The 16,309-nt window shown below is 72.1% G+C and carries 18 protein-coding genes; 7 read left to right on the forward strand and 11 right to left on the reverse strand.

Annotation, left to right across the window (positions count from 1 at the left end; all coding sequences use genetic code 11):
- Window positions 1-24: 24 nt before the first annotated feature.
- Together ACFPIH_RS09405 and ACFPIH_RS09410 are read left to right on the forward strand one after the other, a co-directional pair.
- Window positions 25-1,308, forward strand: a complete 1,284-nt coding sequence (locus ACFPIH_RS09405) for a thymidine phosphorylase (RefSeq protein WP_381165581.1) — start codon at window positions 25-27, stop codon at window positions 1,306-1,308.
- 19 nt (window positions 1,309-1,327) lie between these two features.
- On the forward strand, window positions 1,328-1,714 hold the full coding sequence (locus tag ACFPIH_RS09410) for an STAS domain-containing protein (protein WP_381165579.1): 387 nt from the start codon (window positions 1,328-1,330) through the stop codon (window positions 1,712-1,714).
- On the opposite strand, the gene ACFPIH_RS09415 is transcribed toward ACFPIH_RS09410, so the two are convergent.
- The 3 genes from ACFPIH_RS09415 to ACFPIH_RS09425 form a co-directional block, all read right to left on the reverse strand.
- Window positions 1,598-2,623 (reverse strand): sigma-70 family RNA polymerase sigma factor, encoded by a 1,026-nt coding sequence (locus tag ACFPIH_RS09415; protein WP_381165577.1) that lies wholly within the window; start codon window positions 2,621-2,623, stop codon window positions 1,598-1,600. The genes ACFPIH_RS09410 and ACFPIH_RS09415 overlap by 117 nt on opposite strands.
- 110 nt (window positions 2,624-2,733) lie before the next feature.
- Window positions 2,734-3,933, reverse strand: a complete 1,200-nt coding sequence (gene dnaN / locus ACFPIH_RS09420) for a DNA polymerase III subunit beta (RefSeq protein WP_381165575.1) — start codon at window positions 3,931-3,933, stop codon at window positions 2,734-2,736.
- Window positions 3,934-4,013: 80 nt separating this feature from the next.
- Complete coding sequence (locus tag ACFPIH_RS09425) at window positions 4,014-5,285, reverse strand: MFS transporter (protein WP_381165573.1); 1,272 nt, start codon at window positions 5,283-5,285, stop codon at window positions 4,014-4,016.
- Between the two features lie 63 nt (window positions 5,286-5,348).
- On the opposite strand from ACFPIH_RS09425, the gene ACFPIH_RS09430 reads away from it, so the two are divergent.
- On the forward strand, window positions 5,349-6,302 hold the full coding sequence (locus tag ACFPIH_RS09430; RefSeq protein ID WP_381165571.1) for a LysR family transcriptional regulator: 954 nt from the start codon (window positions 5,349-5,351) through the stop codon (window positions 6,300-6,302).
- Here the strand turns inward: ACFPIH_RS09430 and ACFPIH_RS09435 are convergent.
- Window positions 6,299-6,991 (reverse strand): class I SAM-dependent methyltransferase, encoded by a 693-nt coding sequence (locus tag ACFPIH_RS09435; RefSeq protein ID WP_381165569.1) that lies wholly within the window; start codon window positions 6,989-6,991, stop codon window positions 6,299-6,301. The two genes, ACFPIH_RS09430 and ACFPIH_RS09435, sit on opposite strands and share 4 nt — an antisense overlap.
- Before the next feature lie 88 nt (window positions 6,992-7,079).
- Here ACFPIH_RS09435 and ACFPIH_RS09440 point away from each other — a divergent pair, with 88 nt between their 5' ends.
- Window positions 7,080-7,466, forward strand: coding sequence for a DUF6234 family protein (locus ACFPIH_RS09440; RefSeq protein ID WP_381165567.1), 387 nt, complete (start codon window positions 7,080-7,082; stop codon window positions 7,464-7,466).
- An 11-nt stretch (window positions 7,467-7,477) separates the two neighbouring features.
- Here ACFPIH_RS09440 and ACFPIH_RS09445 read toward each other — a convergent pair whose 3' ends face one another.
- A complete protein-coding gene (locus ACFPIH_RS09445; RefSeq protein ID WP_381165566.1) occupies window positions 7,478-8,239 on the reverse strand; it encodes an alpha/beta hydrolase in 762 nt (253 codons plus the stop codon).
- Window positions 8,240-8,352: 113 nt separating this feature from the next.
- On the opposite strand from ACFPIH_RS09445, the gene ACFPIH_RS09450 reads away from it, so the two are divergent.
- Together ACFPIH_RS09450 and ACFPIH_RS09455 are read left to right on the forward strand one after the other, a co-directional pair.
- Window positions 8,353-9,516: an adenosine deaminase gene (locus ACFPIH_RS09450; RefSeq protein ID WP_381165564.1), complete on the forward strand. Its 1,164-nt coding sequence runs from the start codon at window positions 8,353-8,355 to the stop codon at window positions 9,514-9,516.
- Window positions 9,517-9,654: 138 nt separating this feature from the next.
- Window positions 9,655-10,008 (forward strand): ATP-binding protein, encoded by a 354-nt coding sequence (locus tag ACFPIH_RS09455; RefSeq protein ID WP_381165562.1) that lies wholly within the window; start codon window positions 9,655-9,657, stop codon window positions 10,006-10,008.
- Between the two features lie 99 nt (window positions 10,009-10,107).
- Here the strand turns inward: ACFPIH_RS09455 and ACFPIH_RS09460 are convergent, their stop codons facing one another.
- From ACFPIH_RS09460 to afsQ1, 5 genes are all read right to left on the reverse strand, one after another.
- Window positions 10,108-10,362 carry a PspC domain-containing protein gene (locus ACFPIH_RS09460; RefSeq protein ID WP_381165560.1) on the reverse strand — a complete coding sequence of 85 codons (255 nt, stop codon included), beginning with the start codon at window positions 10,360-10,362 and terminating at the stop codon, window positions 10,108-10,110.
- A gap of 98 nt (window positions 10,363-10,460) precedes the next feature.
- Window positions 10,461-11,012, reverse strand: a complete 552-nt coding sequence (locus tag ACFPIH_RS09465; RefSeq protein WP_381165558.1) for a VanZ family protein — start codon at window positions 11,010-11,012, stop codon at window positions 10,461-10,463.
- 438 nt (window positions 11,013-11,450) lie between these two features.
- The gene (locus ACFPIH_RS09470) at window positions 11,451-12,059 is read right to left on the reverse strand and encodes a hypothetical protein (RefSeq protein ID WP_381165556.1); all 609 of its coding nucleotides are present in this window, start codon (window positions 12,057-12,059) and stop codon (window positions 11,451-11,453) included.
- Window positions 12,056-13,630 carry an ATP-binding protein gene (locus ACFPIH_RS09475; protein WP_381165554.1) on the reverse strand — a complete coding sequence of 525 codons (1,575 nt, stop codon included), beginning with the start codon at window positions 13,628-13,630 and terminating at the stop codon, window positions 12,056-12,058. Before ACFPIH_RS09475 ends, ACFPIH_RS09470 begins: the two co-directional genes overlap by 4 nt.
- A complete protein-coding gene (gene afsQ1 / locus ACFPIH_RS09480; protein ID WP_381165552.1) occupies window positions 13,627-14,304 on the reverse strand; it encodes a two-component system response regulator AfsQ1 in 678 nt (225 codons plus the stop codon). Before afsQ1 ends, ACFPIH_RS09475 begins: the two co-directional genes overlap by 4 nt.
- Before the next feature lie 295 nt (window positions 14,305-14,599).
- Between afsQ1 and ACFPIH_RS09485 the strand changes: the two genes are divergently transcribed.
- Complete coding sequence (locus tag ACFPIH_RS09485) at window positions 14,600-15,337, forward strand: SigE family RNA polymerase sigma factor (RefSeq protein ID WP_381165550.1); 738 nt, start codon at window positions 14,600-14,602, stop codon at window positions 15,335-15,337.
- Window positions 15,338-15,574: 237 nt separating this feature from the next.
- Here the strand turns inward: ACFPIH_RS09485 and ACFPIH_RS09490 are convergent, their stop codons facing one another.
- On the reverse strand, window positions 15,575-16,282 hold the full coding sequence (locus ACFPIH_RS09490; protein ID WP_381165548.1) for a uridine kinase family protein: 708 nt from the start codon (window positions 16,280-16,282) through the stop codon (window positions 15,575-15,577).
- Window positions 16,283-16,309 lie beyond the last annotated feature (27 nt).

Here is a 16,309-nt window from a genome sequence, read left to right on the forward strand (position 1 = left end):
CAGGTCGAGTAGGTAAGGAACCCCATGGCCATGGACGCGATCTCCGTCATCCGCACCAAGCGGGACCGCGGTGAGCTCAGCGACGAGCAGATCGACTGGGTCATCGACGCGTACACCCGCGGAGAGGTGGCCGACTACCAGATGGCCGCCCTCAACATGGCGATCCTGCTCAACGGCATGAACCGCCGCGAGATCGCCCGCTGGACGGCGGCGATGATCGCCTCCGGCGAGCGCATGGACTTCTCGTCACTGTCCCGCCCGACCGCCGACAAGCACTCCACGGGCGGCGTCGGCGACAAGATCACCCTTCCGCTGGCCCCGCTGGTCGCGGCCTGCGGCGCCGCCGTCCCGCAGCTCTCCGGCCGCGGCCTCGGCCACACCGGCGGCACCCTGGACAAGCTGGAGTCGATCCCCGGCTGGCGCGCGCTGCTGTCGAACGAGGAGATGCTCGCCGTACTGGACGGGACGGGCGCGGTGATCTGCGCGGCGGGCGACGGCCTGGCCCCCGCCGACAAGAAGCTGTACGCCCTGCGTGACGTCACGGGCACGGTCGAGGCGATCCCGCTCATCGCCTCCTCGATCATGTCGAAGAAGATCGCCGAGGGCACGGGCTCGCTGGTCCTGGATGTGAAGGTCGGCACCGGCGCCTTCATGAAGACGATCGAGGACGCCCGCGAACTGGCCTCCACGATGGTGGGCCTCGGCTCGGACCACGGAGTGAACACGGTCGCGCTGCTGACGGACATGAGCACCCCGCTCGGTCTCACCGCCGGCAACGCGCTGGAGGTCCGCGAATCGGTGGAGGTCCTGGCGGGCGGCGGCCCGAAGGACGTCGTCGAGCTCACCATCGCCCTGGCCCGCGAGATGCTCGACGCGGCCGGTGTGAAGGACGCCGACCCGGCGAAGGCCCTGGCCGACGGCTCCGCGATGGACGTCTGGCGCCGCATGATCGCGGCTCAGGGCGGCGACCCGGACGCGTCCCTGCCCACGGCTCGTGAACAGCACGTGGTGACGGCCCCGGCCTCCGGCGTCCTGACCCGCCTCGACGCCTACGACATCGGCATCGCCGCCTGGCGCCTGGGTGCGGGCCGCGCCCGCAAGGAGGACCCGGTGCAGGCGGGCGCGGGCGTGGAGATGCACGCCAAGCCGGGGGACACCCTCACGGCCGGGCAGCCCCTGCTGACCCTGCACACGGACACCCCCGAGCGCTTCGCGTACGCGCTCGAAGCAGTGACGGGCTCCTACGACATCGACGCTCCCGGTACGACCTTCACGGCGTCCCCGGTGGTGCTGGAACGTATCGCCTGACCGGGGAAGCCCGGCGCCGATGAGTTGCGCTCTGTGCCGGGGTCTACCGCACGTGGACCCGAAAACACTGCCTGTGCTCACTCTGACCGGCCCCGTCACGCATGACCGGGTGGCGGGGCTCGCCGACGAGGTGCGGGGCTTGCTGGAGGCCAGAGGCGGTGGGGTGGTCGTGTGCGATGTGGGTGGGGTCGGGCCGCCGGGGCTGGCTGTCGTGGAGCTGGTGGCCCGGCTCCAGCTCGCCGCACGGCGGGCCGGGGGACACGTCCGGCTGCGCGCCCCCGACCCCGCCCTACGCGCCCTGCTCCACCTCGTCGGGCTCCCCGTCGAGATGGAGGGGGACGCCGAAGAGGGGGAACCAGCGCTCGGTGTCGAGGTAGAAGTGGAATCCGGTGAGGCGGCCGTCTGAGATCTCCAGGACCTGGATCGCCCAGGGGCTGAAGCCGCCCCGCTCCGGGTCCGGCTTGTACTGCGCGAAGCCCGGCAGGCCGTTGACCTGGACCGGGAGCAGGCGGGAGCCCTCGCAGGCCGCGCCGATCGTCGTCATGAAGCCCGTGATGTCGTCATGGCCGGTGAGCCACAGGTCGAACGGCGGCATCGTCATGATGGCGTCCTCGTGGAGGAGGGCCGTCAGCGCCGTCATGTCGTAGCCCTCGAAGGCCGCCACATAGCGTTCGAGGAGCTTCTGCTGTTCCGCGTCCAAGGGGGCGGAGACCTCCGCGTCGGCGCCCGCCTGCGCCCTCTCGGCCAGCGTCGCCCGTGCCCGCTGCAGCGCGCTGTTGACCGAGGCGACCGAGGTGTCGAGCAGCTCGGCCACCTCGCTCGCCTTCCACGCCAGCACCTCCCGCAGGATCAGCACCGACCGCTGCTTCGGCGGGAGCTGCTGGAGCGCCGCCATGAACGCCAGCCGCACCGACTCCTTGGCGACCGCGGCCTCCGCCGGGTCCTGGACCGCCGGCAGTACGCGTGTGTCGGGCATCGGCTCCAGCCAGGTGTTCTCGGGGCGGGGGGAGAGAGCCGCCTGGGCGAGAGGCGTCGACTCGGAGAGGTCCATCGGCCTCGCCCGCTTGTTGCCCGCCGTCAGCATGTCCAGGCAGACGTTCGTCGCGATCCGGTACAGCCATGAGCGCAGGCTGGAACGGCCCTCGAACTTGTCGTAGCTGCGCCAGGCCCGGACGAGGGTGTCCTGTACCGCGTCCTCGGCCTCGAAGGAGGAGCCGAGCATCCGATAGCAGTAACCGGTCAGCTCGACCCGGTGTTTCTCCAGCCTGACGTCGAGGCCGTCGATCGTCGTCGTGCCTGCCGTACCGTCGCTCATCGTGGTCCACCCACCCCTGTGGCCGTCCTGTCACGCGCCTTTGCGCCCCAGCACTTCGGAAGCTACCGCAGCCCACTGACAATGGCCTGCCGAGTTGGCAAAGGCCCAGGTCAGACCAACTGCTTCACGGACATCAGCAGATGCCGGTGCGCGTCCGGACGGCCGTCCGCGTCGCTCAGCAGCGCCCGCTGGCCCGTCCCCAGCAGCTCCAGCCGCAGCCGTGCCGCCTCGAAGGAGGCCAGCGCGTCCAGCAGGTACGCCGGGTTGAAGGCGACCGTGACCTCCTCGGCGCCGGTCAGCGCGGCGGGCAGCCGCTGGGCCGCCACGTCGTCGCCGTATCCGGCCCGCAGCAGGACGGAGTCGGACGCGAATTCCAGCCGTACCGGACTGTTGGCCTCCGCCACCACCGCGACCCGCCGCACCGCCTCCGCCAGCGCCCCGCACTCCACCTCCGCGACCGCGGCCCCCGCCACGTCGAACAGCGAGCCGTACGCCGGCAGTCGTCCGTCCAGGCGGCGCAGGACCGTCCGCATCCGCCCGCCCTCGAAGCCGACCGGGCCGAGCCGCCCGCCCGCCGACGTCCCGTCCAGGCCGATGCGTACCGTCCCGCACCGCGCCAGCGACCGCGCGACCTCCAGCAGCCGCCGAGCCGGTAGGAGCGCCTCCACCGCGCCCGCGCCTGCCTGCCCGGCGCCGGTGCCTGTGGCCGCCTGACCGGTGCCTGTGGCCGCCTCCATCGCGTCCTCGGTCGCGTCCGGCGCCGGTTTCCACTCCAGCCGCCGTACCGCGTACCGGTAGCGGTCCGACGCCGACAGGGTCATCTCCTCGCCGTCCAGGCGGAGTTGGACGCCCGTCAGCACGGGCAGCGTGTCGTCCCGGCCCGCCGCCACCGCGACCTGGCCGACGGCGGACGCGAACACCGCCGCGTCCACGGTGCCGTACGCCGACGGCGGAACGGGCGGGCTCGGGTACTCCTCGCGGGGCAGGGTCGACAGGCCGAAGCTCGTGCCGCCCGCCTCGACCGTGAACCGGGTACCGTCCAGCGCGCAGCTCACCGGGCCGTCCGGCAGTACCTTGCAGATGTCGAGGAGCCGCCGCCCCGGGACGAGCACCCGCCCGTCGGCCGCGACCTCGGCGTCCGTCTCGACACGCGCGGCCGTCTCGAAGTCGAACCCGGACACGCTCAGCCGGTCCGTGGCCGCCTCCAGGAGCAGCCCGCCCAGTACCGGTACGGGCGTGCGGGCGGGCAGGGCTCGCGCCGCCCCGCCGACCGCCTCGACGAGATCGGACCGGTCGACCCGGAACTCCATGAACAAACCTCCCGCACAGGACCGTCAGTAGCCGTGGAGGCTATCCGCGACCACTGACAACGGCCCTGGGGGAGGACGGATCAGGCCGTGACCAGCGCCTCGCGGCGCGCCGCCCGCGTTCCGAGGAGGGTGATCGTCACGACGCCCAGCACCGCCAGCACCCCGACCCCGACCGTGCCGGCCCAGCCGCCCGCGTGGAAGGCGATCGCGCCGACCGTCGAACCCACGCTGGAGCCGACGTAGTACGCGGACTGGTAGAGCGCGGAGGCCTGGGCGCGGCCCGTGGTCGCCGTCCTGCTGACCGCCGAGGACGCCACCGCGTGCCCCGCGAAGAAGCCCGCCGTGATCAGGACCAGGCCCAGCAGGACCAGGACCAGGGAGCCGGCGAGGGACAGCAGCAGGCCCGCGGCCGTCGTACCGCCCGCCAGGTACAGGGCCCCGCGCCGGCCCAGACGGCCGACCAGGCGGCCCGCCGTCGACGCCGAGACCGTGCCGACCAGGTACACCAGGAACACCGAGCCGACGATGCCCTGCGGGAGCGAGAAGGGCGCCTCCGTCAGCCGGTAGCCGATCACCGTGTACACGCCGCCGAAGACGGTCATGAACAGCGCGCCGATCGCGTAGAGGCGGCGCAGCAGCGGGTTGCCGAGGTGGTCGCGGACCGTGCCGACCAGGACGCGGGGCCGCAGGGAGCCCGGCGTGAAGTGCTTCGGGGCGGGCAGCAGGGCCCGGAAGGCGACCGCGCAGGCCACCGCGAGGGCGCCGATCACACCGACCGCGACCCGCCAGCCCCACTCCTGCGCGACCCAGCCGGTGATGACCCGGCCGCTCATCCCGCCGACGCTGTTGCCCGCCACGAACAGACCGATCGCCGTGACGAGCGCCTTCGGCCGGACCTCCTCCGCGAGGTACGCGGTCGCCGAGGCCGGCAGGCCGGCCAGAGCCGCGCCCTGCACCGCCCGCAGCACCACCAGCGCGCCCAGCGACGGCGCGAAGGGGACCAGCATCCCGACGGACACCGCGACCGCCAGCGACGCCGTCATCACCGTACGGCGGCCGTAGCGCTCGGAGAGGGCGCTCATCGGCAGGACGAACAGGGCCAGTGCGCCGGTGGCCGCCGCGACGGTCCAGCTCGCCTCGCTCGCCGCGACGCCGAAGTCCCCGGAGATCAGTGGCAGCAGCGCCTGCGTGGAGTACAGCAGGGCGAAGGTCGCCACACCGGCCAGGAAGAGCGCGAAGCTCATCCGGCGGTAGCCGGGGCCGCCGGGGGCCATACGGGAGTCGGAGTCGGAGACGGGGACGGAGCGTGCGGCGCCCACGAGCGTGGACGCCCCGGTACTGGCGGGAGACATGCCTCGAAACTACGTACGCCCCCGATCATCCGTCCAATGCATGAACTGGCCATAATCGTTCCCATGGCGCATCAGCAGAGGTCAGGGGTTCAGCTGTCACCGTCCAGTGACACAGAAGACATGGTGCTGTCGCTGGCGCCCCGGCTCGCGTACTTCGCCGGGGTCGCCCGCACCGAGCACGTGACACGGGCCGCCCAGGAGATGAACGTCCCCCAGTCGACCCTCTCCCGGGCGATCGTCCGCCTGGAGCAGGACCTGGGCGTCGACCTGTTCGCCCGCCGCGGCCGTACGGTCTCCCTCACCCCCGCGGGACGCACCTTCCTCGCCTCGGTCGAACGCGCCCTCGCGGAGATCGGGAAGGCCGCCGACGCGGTCCGCGGGGACGCCGACGCGGGCACCGGCAAGGTCGCCTTCGGCTTTCTGCACACCATGGGCGCCGAGACCGTCCCCGGCCTGATCCACGCCTTCCGCGCCGACCACCCCCGGGTCCGCTTCAGCCTCGTCCAGAACTACGGCGAGGCGATGCTCGAAGGCCTGCGCGCCGGGGAGCTCGACTTCTGTCTGACCTCCCCGGTCCCGGACGCCCCCGACCTGGTCGCCCGCCGCCTCGACGAACAGAAGCTCCGCCTGGTCGTGCCCGCCGACCACCGTCTCGCCGCCCGCCGCCGGGTCCGTCTCGCCGAGGCCGCCGACGAGACCTTCGTGACCCTCGAAACCGGCTACGGCCTGCGCCGCATCACCGACGACCTGTGCAAGGAGGCCGGCTTCCGCCCCCGTGTCGCCTTCGAGGGGGAGGAGGCGGAGACCCTGCGGGGACTGGTGGCGGCGGGCCTGGGGGTCGCCCTGCTGCCACCGCCCGCCGTCCCCCGGCCGGGCGTCGTGGAACTGACGGTCACGGCTCCACGCGCGGTACGGGAGATCGGCGTCGCCTGGCTGGACGGCCACCCGGACACCCCACCGGTGGCGGCCTTCAAGAAGTTCCTGCTGTCGAAGCGGGGAAACCTGCTGCCCACCTAGACCCTGGGCGGCTCGGCGGTGCGGGCGGATTCCGCTGCCGTCGCGGCGGCCTCGCGCAGCACGTCGTAGCCGACGAACTCGAACAGGCGGGTGCCGCGGCGCAGGGGCCGAGGAGTGCCGGTGAACCGATGCACACCGACGCCGAAACCCGCGTCCGGCGCCGACAGCCACCGCGGTGCGAAGCCATGCGCCTCGAACCATTCGCAGATCAGCGGCACCCGGTCGGGCGCGGCGCGATGCCGGGTCCAGATGACGGTGCCGCCCGTCCCGCACAGCTGGTCACAGACGGCGATGGTGTGCTCGATGTCGGCGTCGGTGATGTTGCCGAAGACGCCGCAGACGAGGACGAGATCCGCGGGGACCAGGTCCGCGTAGTGGTCGACGAGGGAGGCGTCGCCGGTCACCACCTCGACCTGCGTCAGGCCTGCCCGGCCGGCACTCTCCGCGGCGGCCGCCGTGTTGCGCGGGTCCAGTTCGACCAGCCTCGCTCGCACATCGTCGCGGCGGGGGTGTCCGGCCAGCACCTCCAGGAGATCGCGGCCCTCCCCGGCACAGAGGCTGATCACCTTCAACCCTCCGGCCGGGGCCTCGGACAGGGCGGCGTGCACCTGCGCCTGAACCGTCCGCAGCCGTCGGGCCGGCCACGAGTCGGCCACGTCGTACTGATCGTGCCAGCTGCTCCAGTCCATGGGCGGACGCTACGGCCATCCATCGAGGGACCGCACCTGAGTATGCGTACTCAGGTGCGGTCGGTGGGACGCGCGGCAGGGTGAGGGCATGTCGTACGCGCTTACCGGGCGGATTCCGGTCGGGTCGGACCTCGCCTACGGGCTCGCGTTGTTCGTGGTCGAGGCCGGGGTGTTCCTCAGGGGGCTCTGGGGCAGGGCGGACCGGGATCCGGACGCGACGCGGCGGGAGCTCGACGCGGCGCTGCGCGCGGACCTCGGCTGGACCGAGGTCTCCCTCTGCGCCGTGGTCGTGCTCGCGGTGCTCGCGGTGCTGGCCCGTGCGCGGTGGACCGCGGCACTGCAACTGCTCGCCGCCGGGCTGATCCTCGTGGTGCTCGTCTCCTCGCAGCACGACTACGACCGCGCCCATCCGGATCCGGTGCGGCCGGGCCCCGGGTACTCGCCCTGCCTCAGCGGCAGCGGAGAGTGTCACTGAGCCCGGCGACCCTACCTCCGCAACGACTTGCCGAAGCCCGCAGCCAACGGCATCCGCAGGCCCAGCGGGGGCGGTGCCGCGAAGGCGTCCGTCACCGGGCGGGAGAAGCCGTGCCCGAACAGCGCGCCCGTCACGAAGTCCTCGGCCAGGGCGAGGACTTCGTCGCGGTACTGGTGCAACCCGTGGCCGTCGGCGTGCACTTCGAAGCGGCAGACATCCCGGTTGGCCTTCTTCGCGCGTACGGCGAGGCGGAAGGACAGGCCCGGGTCGCTGCGTTCGTCACGGGTGCCGTGGACCATCATCACGCGGCGGCCCGCCAGCTGCCTCACCGGTTCGGGGGGCGCCGCGACGTCCTCCTCCGGCAGCCAAGGCGCGATCGCCAGAACGGAGTTGACCGCCTCGTGGCCGCCGGCGCGCAGGGCCGCCCGGCCGCCCATGCCGAGGCCCGCGAGGCACACGGGGACGTCGCCGTAGCGCCGGACGACCTCGTCTGCGGCCCAGACGGCGTCGGCGGCGAGATGTGCCTCGCTGCCGTTCCAGCCGCGCCGGCGATAGTGCACCACATGGGCCGTCAGACCCTCCTCGCGACCGGCGCGCACGAGTCTTCGTCCGAGGCCGCGCACAGAGGCCGTCGCCCACATGGGAGAGGGTCTGCGGCCGGAGACCTCCTCGCCGTCGGGGAGCAGCAGCACCACTGCGCTCACCGCCGTCGGTTCGGGGCCCAGTGCCCGCCCCAGCCGGGCCGTCCGTACCGGCGTCGCTTGGTGTGCCATGGCAGAACAGTGTCAGAAGCGCTGGTGTACTCCACTCGTCGGTGCGGTCACCGTTGCGTATCGACGGAGTTGCGCGACCGGTGATCTACGCGCGTAGGAGTTAGAGTGCGGAAATGACGAGCCAGAGCAATCAGGCAGGGATCACCCCGAATCCGGACCAGATCCGACGGGCGCCCAAGGTGCTGCTGCACGACCACCTCGACGGCGGGCTGCGCCCCGGCACCATCGTCGACCTCGCCAGGGACACCGGGTACGCCCAACTCCCGGAGACGGACCCCGACAAGCTCGGCATCTGGTTCCGCGAGGCCGCCGACTCCGGTTCCCTGGAACGGTACTTGGAGACCTTCTCCCACACCGTCGGCGTGATGCAGACCCGCGACGCGCTCGTACGGGTCGCCCGCGAGTGCGCCGAGGACCTCGCCGAGGACGGGGTCGTATACGCCGAGGTGCGCTACGCCCCCGAGCAGCACCTCGACGGCGGACTCACCCTCGAGCAGGTCGTCGAGGCCGTCAACGAGGGCTTCCGGGAAGGCGAGCGGACGGCCCGTGAGAACGGCCGGCGCATCCGCGTCGGCGCCCTGCTCACCGCCATGCGGCACGCGGCCCGCTCCCTGGAGATCGCCGAACTCGCCAACCGCTACCGGGACCTGGGCGTCGTCGGCTTCGACATCGCCGGCGCCGAGGCCGGCTTCCCGCCCACCCGGCACCTCGACGCCTTCGAGTACCTCAAGCGCGAGAACAACCACTTCACCATCCACGCCGGCGAAGCCTTCGGGCTGCCGTCCATCTGGCAGGCGTTGCAGTGGTGCGGTGCCGACCGGCTCGGGCACGGGGTGCGCATCATCGACGACATCGAGGTCGCCGCCGACGGCTCCGTGAAGCTCGGCCGGCTCGCCTCCTACGTCCGCGACAAGCGCATCCCGCTGGAGCTGTGCCCCTCCTCCAACCTCCAGACCGGCGCCGCCGCCTCCTACGCCGAGCACCCGATCGGACTGCTGCGCCGCCTCCACTTCCGGGCCACGGTCAACACCGACAACCGGCTGATGTCCGGCACCGGTATGAGCCGGGAATTCGAGCACCTTGTCGACGCGTTCGGTTATACGCTCGACGATCTGCAATGGTTCTCGGTCAATGCTATGAAGTCAGCATTCATTCCTTTCGATGAACGACTTGCCATGATCAATGACGTCGTCAAGCCCGGTTATGCCGAGCTGAAGTCCGAATGGCTGTTCCAGCAGACCGCCTCCACCAGCGGTTCTGTGGTCGAGGAGGGTTGAGCGAGGCGATTTCCGGGGCGGGTAATGCGGGCGGGTGTTCACCATCCGTCCGTATTTCGATGTTTGCGGCGGGGCCCATTTCGTGTTTACGGTCGTGGACCGATCGGTTCCCGTACCCCATTCGAGGACGCATTCATCATGAAGCAGTCTGCTGCCAAGACCCTCGGCGTCGCCGCCCTCGGTGCCGCCATCGCCGCCGTCGGTGCGGGCGCCGCCAACGCCGCCCCGGCCGTCCCGGACGCCACGCAGGCCCTGGACGGGGTCACCAAGACGCTGCCGGCGGAGAACGTCGCCCAGGCGCTGCCCGGTGCCGCCGAGGCGGTGACGCAGGCGCAGCCGGCCCTCACCACCAGCCTGGCCGCCGTGCAGCCGATCGCCGAGAAGGCGCTCGCCGAGGGCCCGACCAAGCCGGTCGCCGGTCTGCTCGGCGGACTGCCGCTGCAGGGCCTGCCCACGCACGGTCTGCCGATCAACGGGATCCCGCTCGGCTGAGCCTCCCCCGGCCACAACGCCGTCGGGGCGCATCCGGAGTCTCCGGGCGCGCCCCGACGGCGTTCGCGTGAGCGGGACTCACCGAGTCGTGAGCGTGACTCACCAGGCCGTGCGCGCCTTGTCCTGCGACCCCTGTGAATTGTGCGATGTGTGCGATGTGTGCGATCCCTGCGACTCCTCGGAGGGGAACAGGATCCACAGGGCTATGTAGAGCAGGAACTGCGGGCCGGGCAGCAGACACGAGAGGACGAAGATCACGCGCATCGTGGTCGCGGAGGTGCCGAAGCGCCGGGCCAGCGCGGCGCACACTCCGCCGATCATGCGGCCGTGGGTGGGGCGGGCGAGGCGGGACATGTGCGGCTCCTTCGTGAGCGTCGGTTCGAAGGGCGGTCCCTGCGACCGCTCTCCATCTGCCGTCAACACTACGGAGACGAACGGGACGAAGCGTCGCTCTACGGGGCGATCCCGACCCTGGGAATCCTCGGGGTCCGACCCTGAGCGGCGTCCTCCTGGCGGGCCGCCGCCCGCCCGCTGCGCTCGTCCTTGCGGCGCAGCCACCAGCGGGCCGCCGGCACCACCGCGGTGTGCGCGAGGGCCACGCCCAGGGTGTTCAGCAGCAGGGAGTCGACGTCCACGACCTGGCCGGGCACCCCGGTCTGCAACAGCTCGATCGCCAGCGACAGCAGCGAGCCCGCCGCGACCGTGCGGATCAGGGAGGCCAGCGGCGAGACCCGGAGCCGGCCATGGGCGAGCGGCAGCAGGACGCCCAGCGGGGCGAGCAGGCCCAGGCCCGCACCGATCCGGCGGGCCGCCTCGGGCCAGCCCAGCTTCAGATCGGCGCGGATTCCGGCGAACGGATGGAGATTGGCGGGCATCACCCAGGGGACGTTCAGAGGGCGCAGCGTGAACCAGGCCACGAACACGAGATGCGCGACCAGGAACACGATCCCGGCCGCACGGATGCGGTACGCGGCGCTGCCGCCGATGGAGCCTTGACGCTGCACGACCCCCTAGACGCACCCCCCGGCACGATCGGTTCCGACTTCCCACCGAGCGCCCCCTCGAAACCCCCGCCCCACCCCCCGGCCGACACCTGAGGCCCAACGATGACCTGCGACGACGGCCCCCCAACCAACCCAGGTGAGTCCTCCGCCACACCACCCATGACCGGGTGCCCCTGGACACCGCGCCACGCCGTACCGCCACGGCGCAGCGCGCCGCCGGCGCGCGCCGCCCGCCGTACCCGCCCGCCGATGCCAGGGCGCCGCGCGGTCACCGGCCCACGACGGCGCCCGGAGCGGAGAGCAGCCGCCGGGGACCGGGGCTCCGCCGCCCGCAGCCCAGGTCACCCGCCCGGAGCCGAGGTGAGTCGGTGGCAGCTCAGGTCGGCTGCCCGTGGCTTGCGTCGGGCGGTCGGGGTGGGGGAGTCGGCTGGGGGCGGGTCAGTTGACGGGGGGTACTGCTGAGGAAGGGGGTTCTGTGCTGCCGGGGCGGGAGCGGACCTCGTCGGTGCACTCGTAGCGGCGCAGGGGGGTGGTGTCGGGGCCGCCGAGGACTACCGAGCCGTCGCCCTCGGCGGCGGCGGAGTCGGAGAAGGTGCACACCAGCTGGGCGAGGGCGTAGGACGTGAGGGTCCGCGGCGCGGTGCTCAGGCGCAGGGCGTCGTCGGGGTCCCTGGGGCCCGGCCCGCGGACCGTCATCCCGCCGCGCACGTCGGTCGTGTACCCGGCCTCCTTCTCGGCCGGCGACGGCGACGAGGCGAGCTGGTCGAGCAGGCCCTGCGCCACCAGCACGCGCCGCTCGGAGTCCGCCGCGCCGTCGGAGACCCGTACCGCGCGGTCGACGGCGACCAGCGACGAACCGCACAGCAGGAACACCTGCACCGGCACACCCGCGCGCGCCGCCTGTGCCGTCACGTCCGGCTCGCTGAGCGTGCAGCGCGCCCGGGACGGCGCGGCACCGAAGTCGGTCGGCACCTCGGTGGCCCGGATCCCGCAGCCGGTGAGCAGTCCGGCGAGGAGAGGGAGGGCGAGCAGCCGGCGTACGTTCATCGGGCGTCCCCCTTGTCCGACACGGACTGCGCGGCCTTCTCGCCCTGTTCCACCAGCTCGGAGGCGTCCCGGGGCAGCCGCAGCGTGAACGCCGCGCCGCCCTCGGGGGAGTTGGCGGCGGTGATCTCGCCGCCGTGGATGTGGGCGTTCTCCAGCGCGATGGACAGGCCGAGCCCGCTGCCCTCGGAGCGCGGCCGGGAGGCGCTCGCCTTGTAGAACCGGTCGAACACGTGCGGCAGCACCTCCTCGGGGATGCCGGGCCCGTGGTCGCGTACGGCGATGACGACCTCCTCGGCCGACTCGCGCACCGACACCCGCACCGGCGAGCCGCCGTGCTTGAGCGCGTTGCCGATGAGGTTGGCGAGGATCACGTCCAGGCGGCGCGGGTCGAGCTGGGCGTGGATGCCGCGCTCGGCGTCCAGGTCCACGGCGTCCAGCCACGCGCGGGTGTCGATGCAGGCGGTGATCTGGTCGGCGACGTCGACGTCGTCGAGGACCAGCCGCGCCGTACCGGCGTCGAAGCGGGTGACCTCCATGAGGTTCTCGACGAGGTCGCCCAGCCGCCGGGTCTCGCTGACCACCAGCCGTACGGCGGGCTCGATCATCGGGGCGATGCTGCCCGACTCCGCGTCCAGCTCCTCCTCCAGCACCTCCGCGACGGTGGTGATGGCGGTCAGCGGCGTGCGCAGCTCGTGCGACATGTCGGCGACGAACCGCCGCGACGCGTCGTCCCGCGCCGCCATGTCGGCGACCCGCTTCTCCAGCGCCTCGGCGGCCCGGTTGAACGTCCGTGACAGATCGGCGAGTTCGTCGGTCCCCGACACCCGCAGCCGGGTGTCGAGCCGTCCCTCGCCGAGCCGCCGCGCGGCGACACCGAGCCGCTGCACCGGCTTCAGTACGGTCGTGGCGGCGGCCTGCGCGAGCAGCGCGGCGCCGATCAGCGCGAGCCCGGTGGCGATCCCCAGCGACCAGCCGAGGGAGTTGAGATCCTTCGCCTCCGGCTCCAGCGACTTGCGCATGTACCCGGTGGGCCCGCCGCCGATCACCTTCGTCCCGGCCACCAGATACGGCGTCCCGTGGTCGACGACGCGCTGCCAGTACACGTGGTACGGCGATTTGTTGCCGCCGCTGACGTCCTGCTTCTTGTTCACCGCCGTACGCAGCGACTTGGGCACGTCGTCCAGCGAGAAGCCGTTCAGGCCGTCGGAGTTGCCGTACAGGGTCCTGCCGTTCGCGTCCTCGCCCACCAGCAGCACACTGAAGCGCTGGCTGCTGTTGGCCATCTGTCCGGCGGTGTGCTGCAACTCGTCCTGCGAGGGGTGCCCGGGCAGCGAGCCCGCCCGGTTCTGCATCTCCTGCTCGAAGTCCCGCAGCACGGCGCCCTGGGTCCGGGTGAGCACGGCCTCCCGGTTGAGCCAGTACGCGATGCCGGACGCGGACACGGCGGCGGTCAGCGCCACCGCCCCGAAGACGACGACGAGCCGCAGCCGCAGGCTGGTGAACCGCAGCCGGGAGAGTCTCCCCTTGCGTACCGCCGCCCAGCCGCGGGACCCCCCTTGCCGCTGTGTCACTGAGGGACGTCCAGGCGGTAGCCGACGCCGCGGACGGTACGGATCAGCGTCGGGGAGGACGGGACGTCCTCGACCTTGGCGCGCAGCCGCTGGACACAGGCGTCCACAAGACGGGAGTCACCGAGGTAGTCGTGCTCCCACACCAGGCGCAGCAGCTGCTGCCGGGACAGAGCCTGCCCGGGGCGTCGGCTGAGCTCGAGGAGCAGCCGCAGCTCGGTCGGCGTGAGCTGCAGATCCTCGCCGTTCTTCGTCACCGTCATCGCCGCGCGGTCGATGACCAGGCTGCCGAAGGTCGCCGCGTCGGTCGACTCGCGCTCCCCGCGCCGCAGCACGGCCCGGATCCGGGCGTCCAGCACCCGGCCCTGCACGGGTTTGACGACATAGTCGTCGGCGCCGGACTCCAGCCCGACGACAACATCGATGTCATCACTGCGCGCGGTCAGCAGAATGATCGGCAGCTGGTCGGTGCGCCGGATCCGCCGGCACACCTCGAAACCGTCGATGCCGGGCAGCATCACGTCCAGAACGATCAGATCCGGCCGCTGCTCGCGCAACAGCTTCAGACCGTCCTCACCGCTCGCAGCGGTCGCCACACGGTGCCCCTGGCGCGTCAGTGAGAGCTCCAGGGCCGTACGGATGGCGTCGTCGTCCTCGATCAGCAACAGGGAAGGCACGGGCTCATTCTGGCCCATGAGTGCCCTGTCGTTCGACCTGTGGGCGGGGACGATGCCCCGGTGCCGGATGTCGATCTTGCCGAGGCGCCTTCCCGGGTGTCCGGACGAGCCGTTCAACTGCCGTACTGCTGACGGCTGTGAAGGGTCTGTGGTGTCGCCGTGACGGACCCCTGTGACAGGTCTGTGACAGACGGCGGACACCGCCATGAAGTGGCCCCGGCAAGCTTTTGGGCACAGGCAAGGAAGCACCGCCTGAGCAAGCCGAACACCGGAAGTCCACGACGGGGGGCGCGAGATGAACAAGCTGCACGGTATGAGCACCAGCGCAGTGATCACGCGCCTGCACGACGTGAACCGGGGTTCCGAGAAGTCCGGTGCCGTGAGCGGGCGGGGGTGCGCACGCGGCACCGGGCGACAGCACACCGGGTACATGACGGTGGTCGACACGGGGGAACAGGCGGCTCACGGGGGAGCCGCGTACGGGGAGGACACGGGGGAGCGTCGCTCGCTGAGCGAGGCGGAGTTCACCGCCTACGTCCAGGAGCGCCGCGCCTCCCTGTACGCCACCGCCTACCACCTGACCGGTGACCGCTTCGAGGCCGAGGACCTGCTCCAGAGCGCGCTGTTCTCGACCTACCGGGCCTGGGACCGGATCAGCGACAAGGCCGCGGTCGGCGGATACCTCCGCCGGACGATGACCAACCTGCACATCAGCGCGTGGCGCCGCCGCAAGCTGAACGAGTACCCGACCGAGGAACTGCCGGAGACGCCCGGCGACACGGACGCGATGCGGGGCACCGAGCTGCGCGCGGTCCTGTGGCAGGCGCTGGCCCGGCTGCCCGAACTCCAGCGGACGATGCTGGTCCTGCGCTACTACGAGGGCCGCACCGACCCGGAGATCGCGGAGATCCTCGGCATCAGTGTCGGCACGGTGAAGTCCAGCATCTGGCGGTCGCTCCGCCGGCTGCGCGAGGACGAGGTCCTCAGCTTCGGCCGTGACGAGGAGAGCGCCTTCGGGGAGCTTGTCGCCTGAAGGTGACGTCACCCGAGGGTGACGGGGGAAACACGGGGGAAGCACGGGGGAATCGGGGGAAGCACGGGGGAGTGGCACCGGGGGGCCCAACGGGGGACGTTCGGGGAGCGGTGCCGCAGTGGGGGAAGCACGGGGGAAAAGAGGGGGCACGGGGGAAGCGGGGCTGGAGGGCCGGGGGGTCCATCCAGCCCCGCTTTTGTGCGCGCGCCTCGTCAACCCCGGCGTCAACCCCGGCGTCTACGCCGTCGTACGCGCCGTCGGTGCGCGGCGACCGGCCGCCGCGGCCGCCAGCCGGCCCATCGCCTCGTCGCGGTCGCAGGCGTACGCGCCCAGTGCGGTCTGGCGCGTCACGATGGAGCGTTCGGCGCGCATCAGGCGCCAGCCGCGGCGCAGCAGGAAGGGCACCGACTTGCGGCCCTCGCGCAGATCGCGCAGGAAGCGGCGGCGGAACGTCTTCACCGGGCCCCGGCTCAGACACAGCGCGTCGGCCAGCACACCGCGCTCACGGCAGCGCTCGACGATCTCCGCGGCGAAGATGCCCTCCGCGATGAACAGCGGGGTCCGCCCGACCTCGACCGGCTCCACGCCGGTGCGGGCGCTGAGCGAGATGTCGTACACGGGCACATTCGTACGACCCGACGCGCACAGTTCCTCGATGGCGGCGACGGCCGCGTCCGCGTCCCACGAGCCGGGGTGGTCCCAGTCGATGTCGGCGCTCCCGGCGACCAGCGGCAGGGTGGGGTCGTCGCCCTCCTTGTAGAAGTCGTCGAGCCGCAGTACCGGCAGGCCGGAGCGGGCGGCGAGAAGGGACTTGCCGGAGCCGGAAGGGCCGCAGAGCAGCACGACTCGCGTGGGTATGGCCGGATGGGAGGTCACGGGACACCAGTGTGAGGCATCCATCGGGCCGTGTACGACCCTGCGGGTCGGCTTTGAAGCGTGCGTCACACCTCAACTACCCTTCGTGTCGACACG

The sequence above is a fragment of the Streptomyces vulcanius genome, from assembly GCF_042653945.1.
GTDB classification, from domain to species: domain Bacteria; phylum Actinomycetota; class Actinomycetes; order Streptomycetales; family Streptomycetaceae; genus Streptomyces; species Streptomyces mangrovi.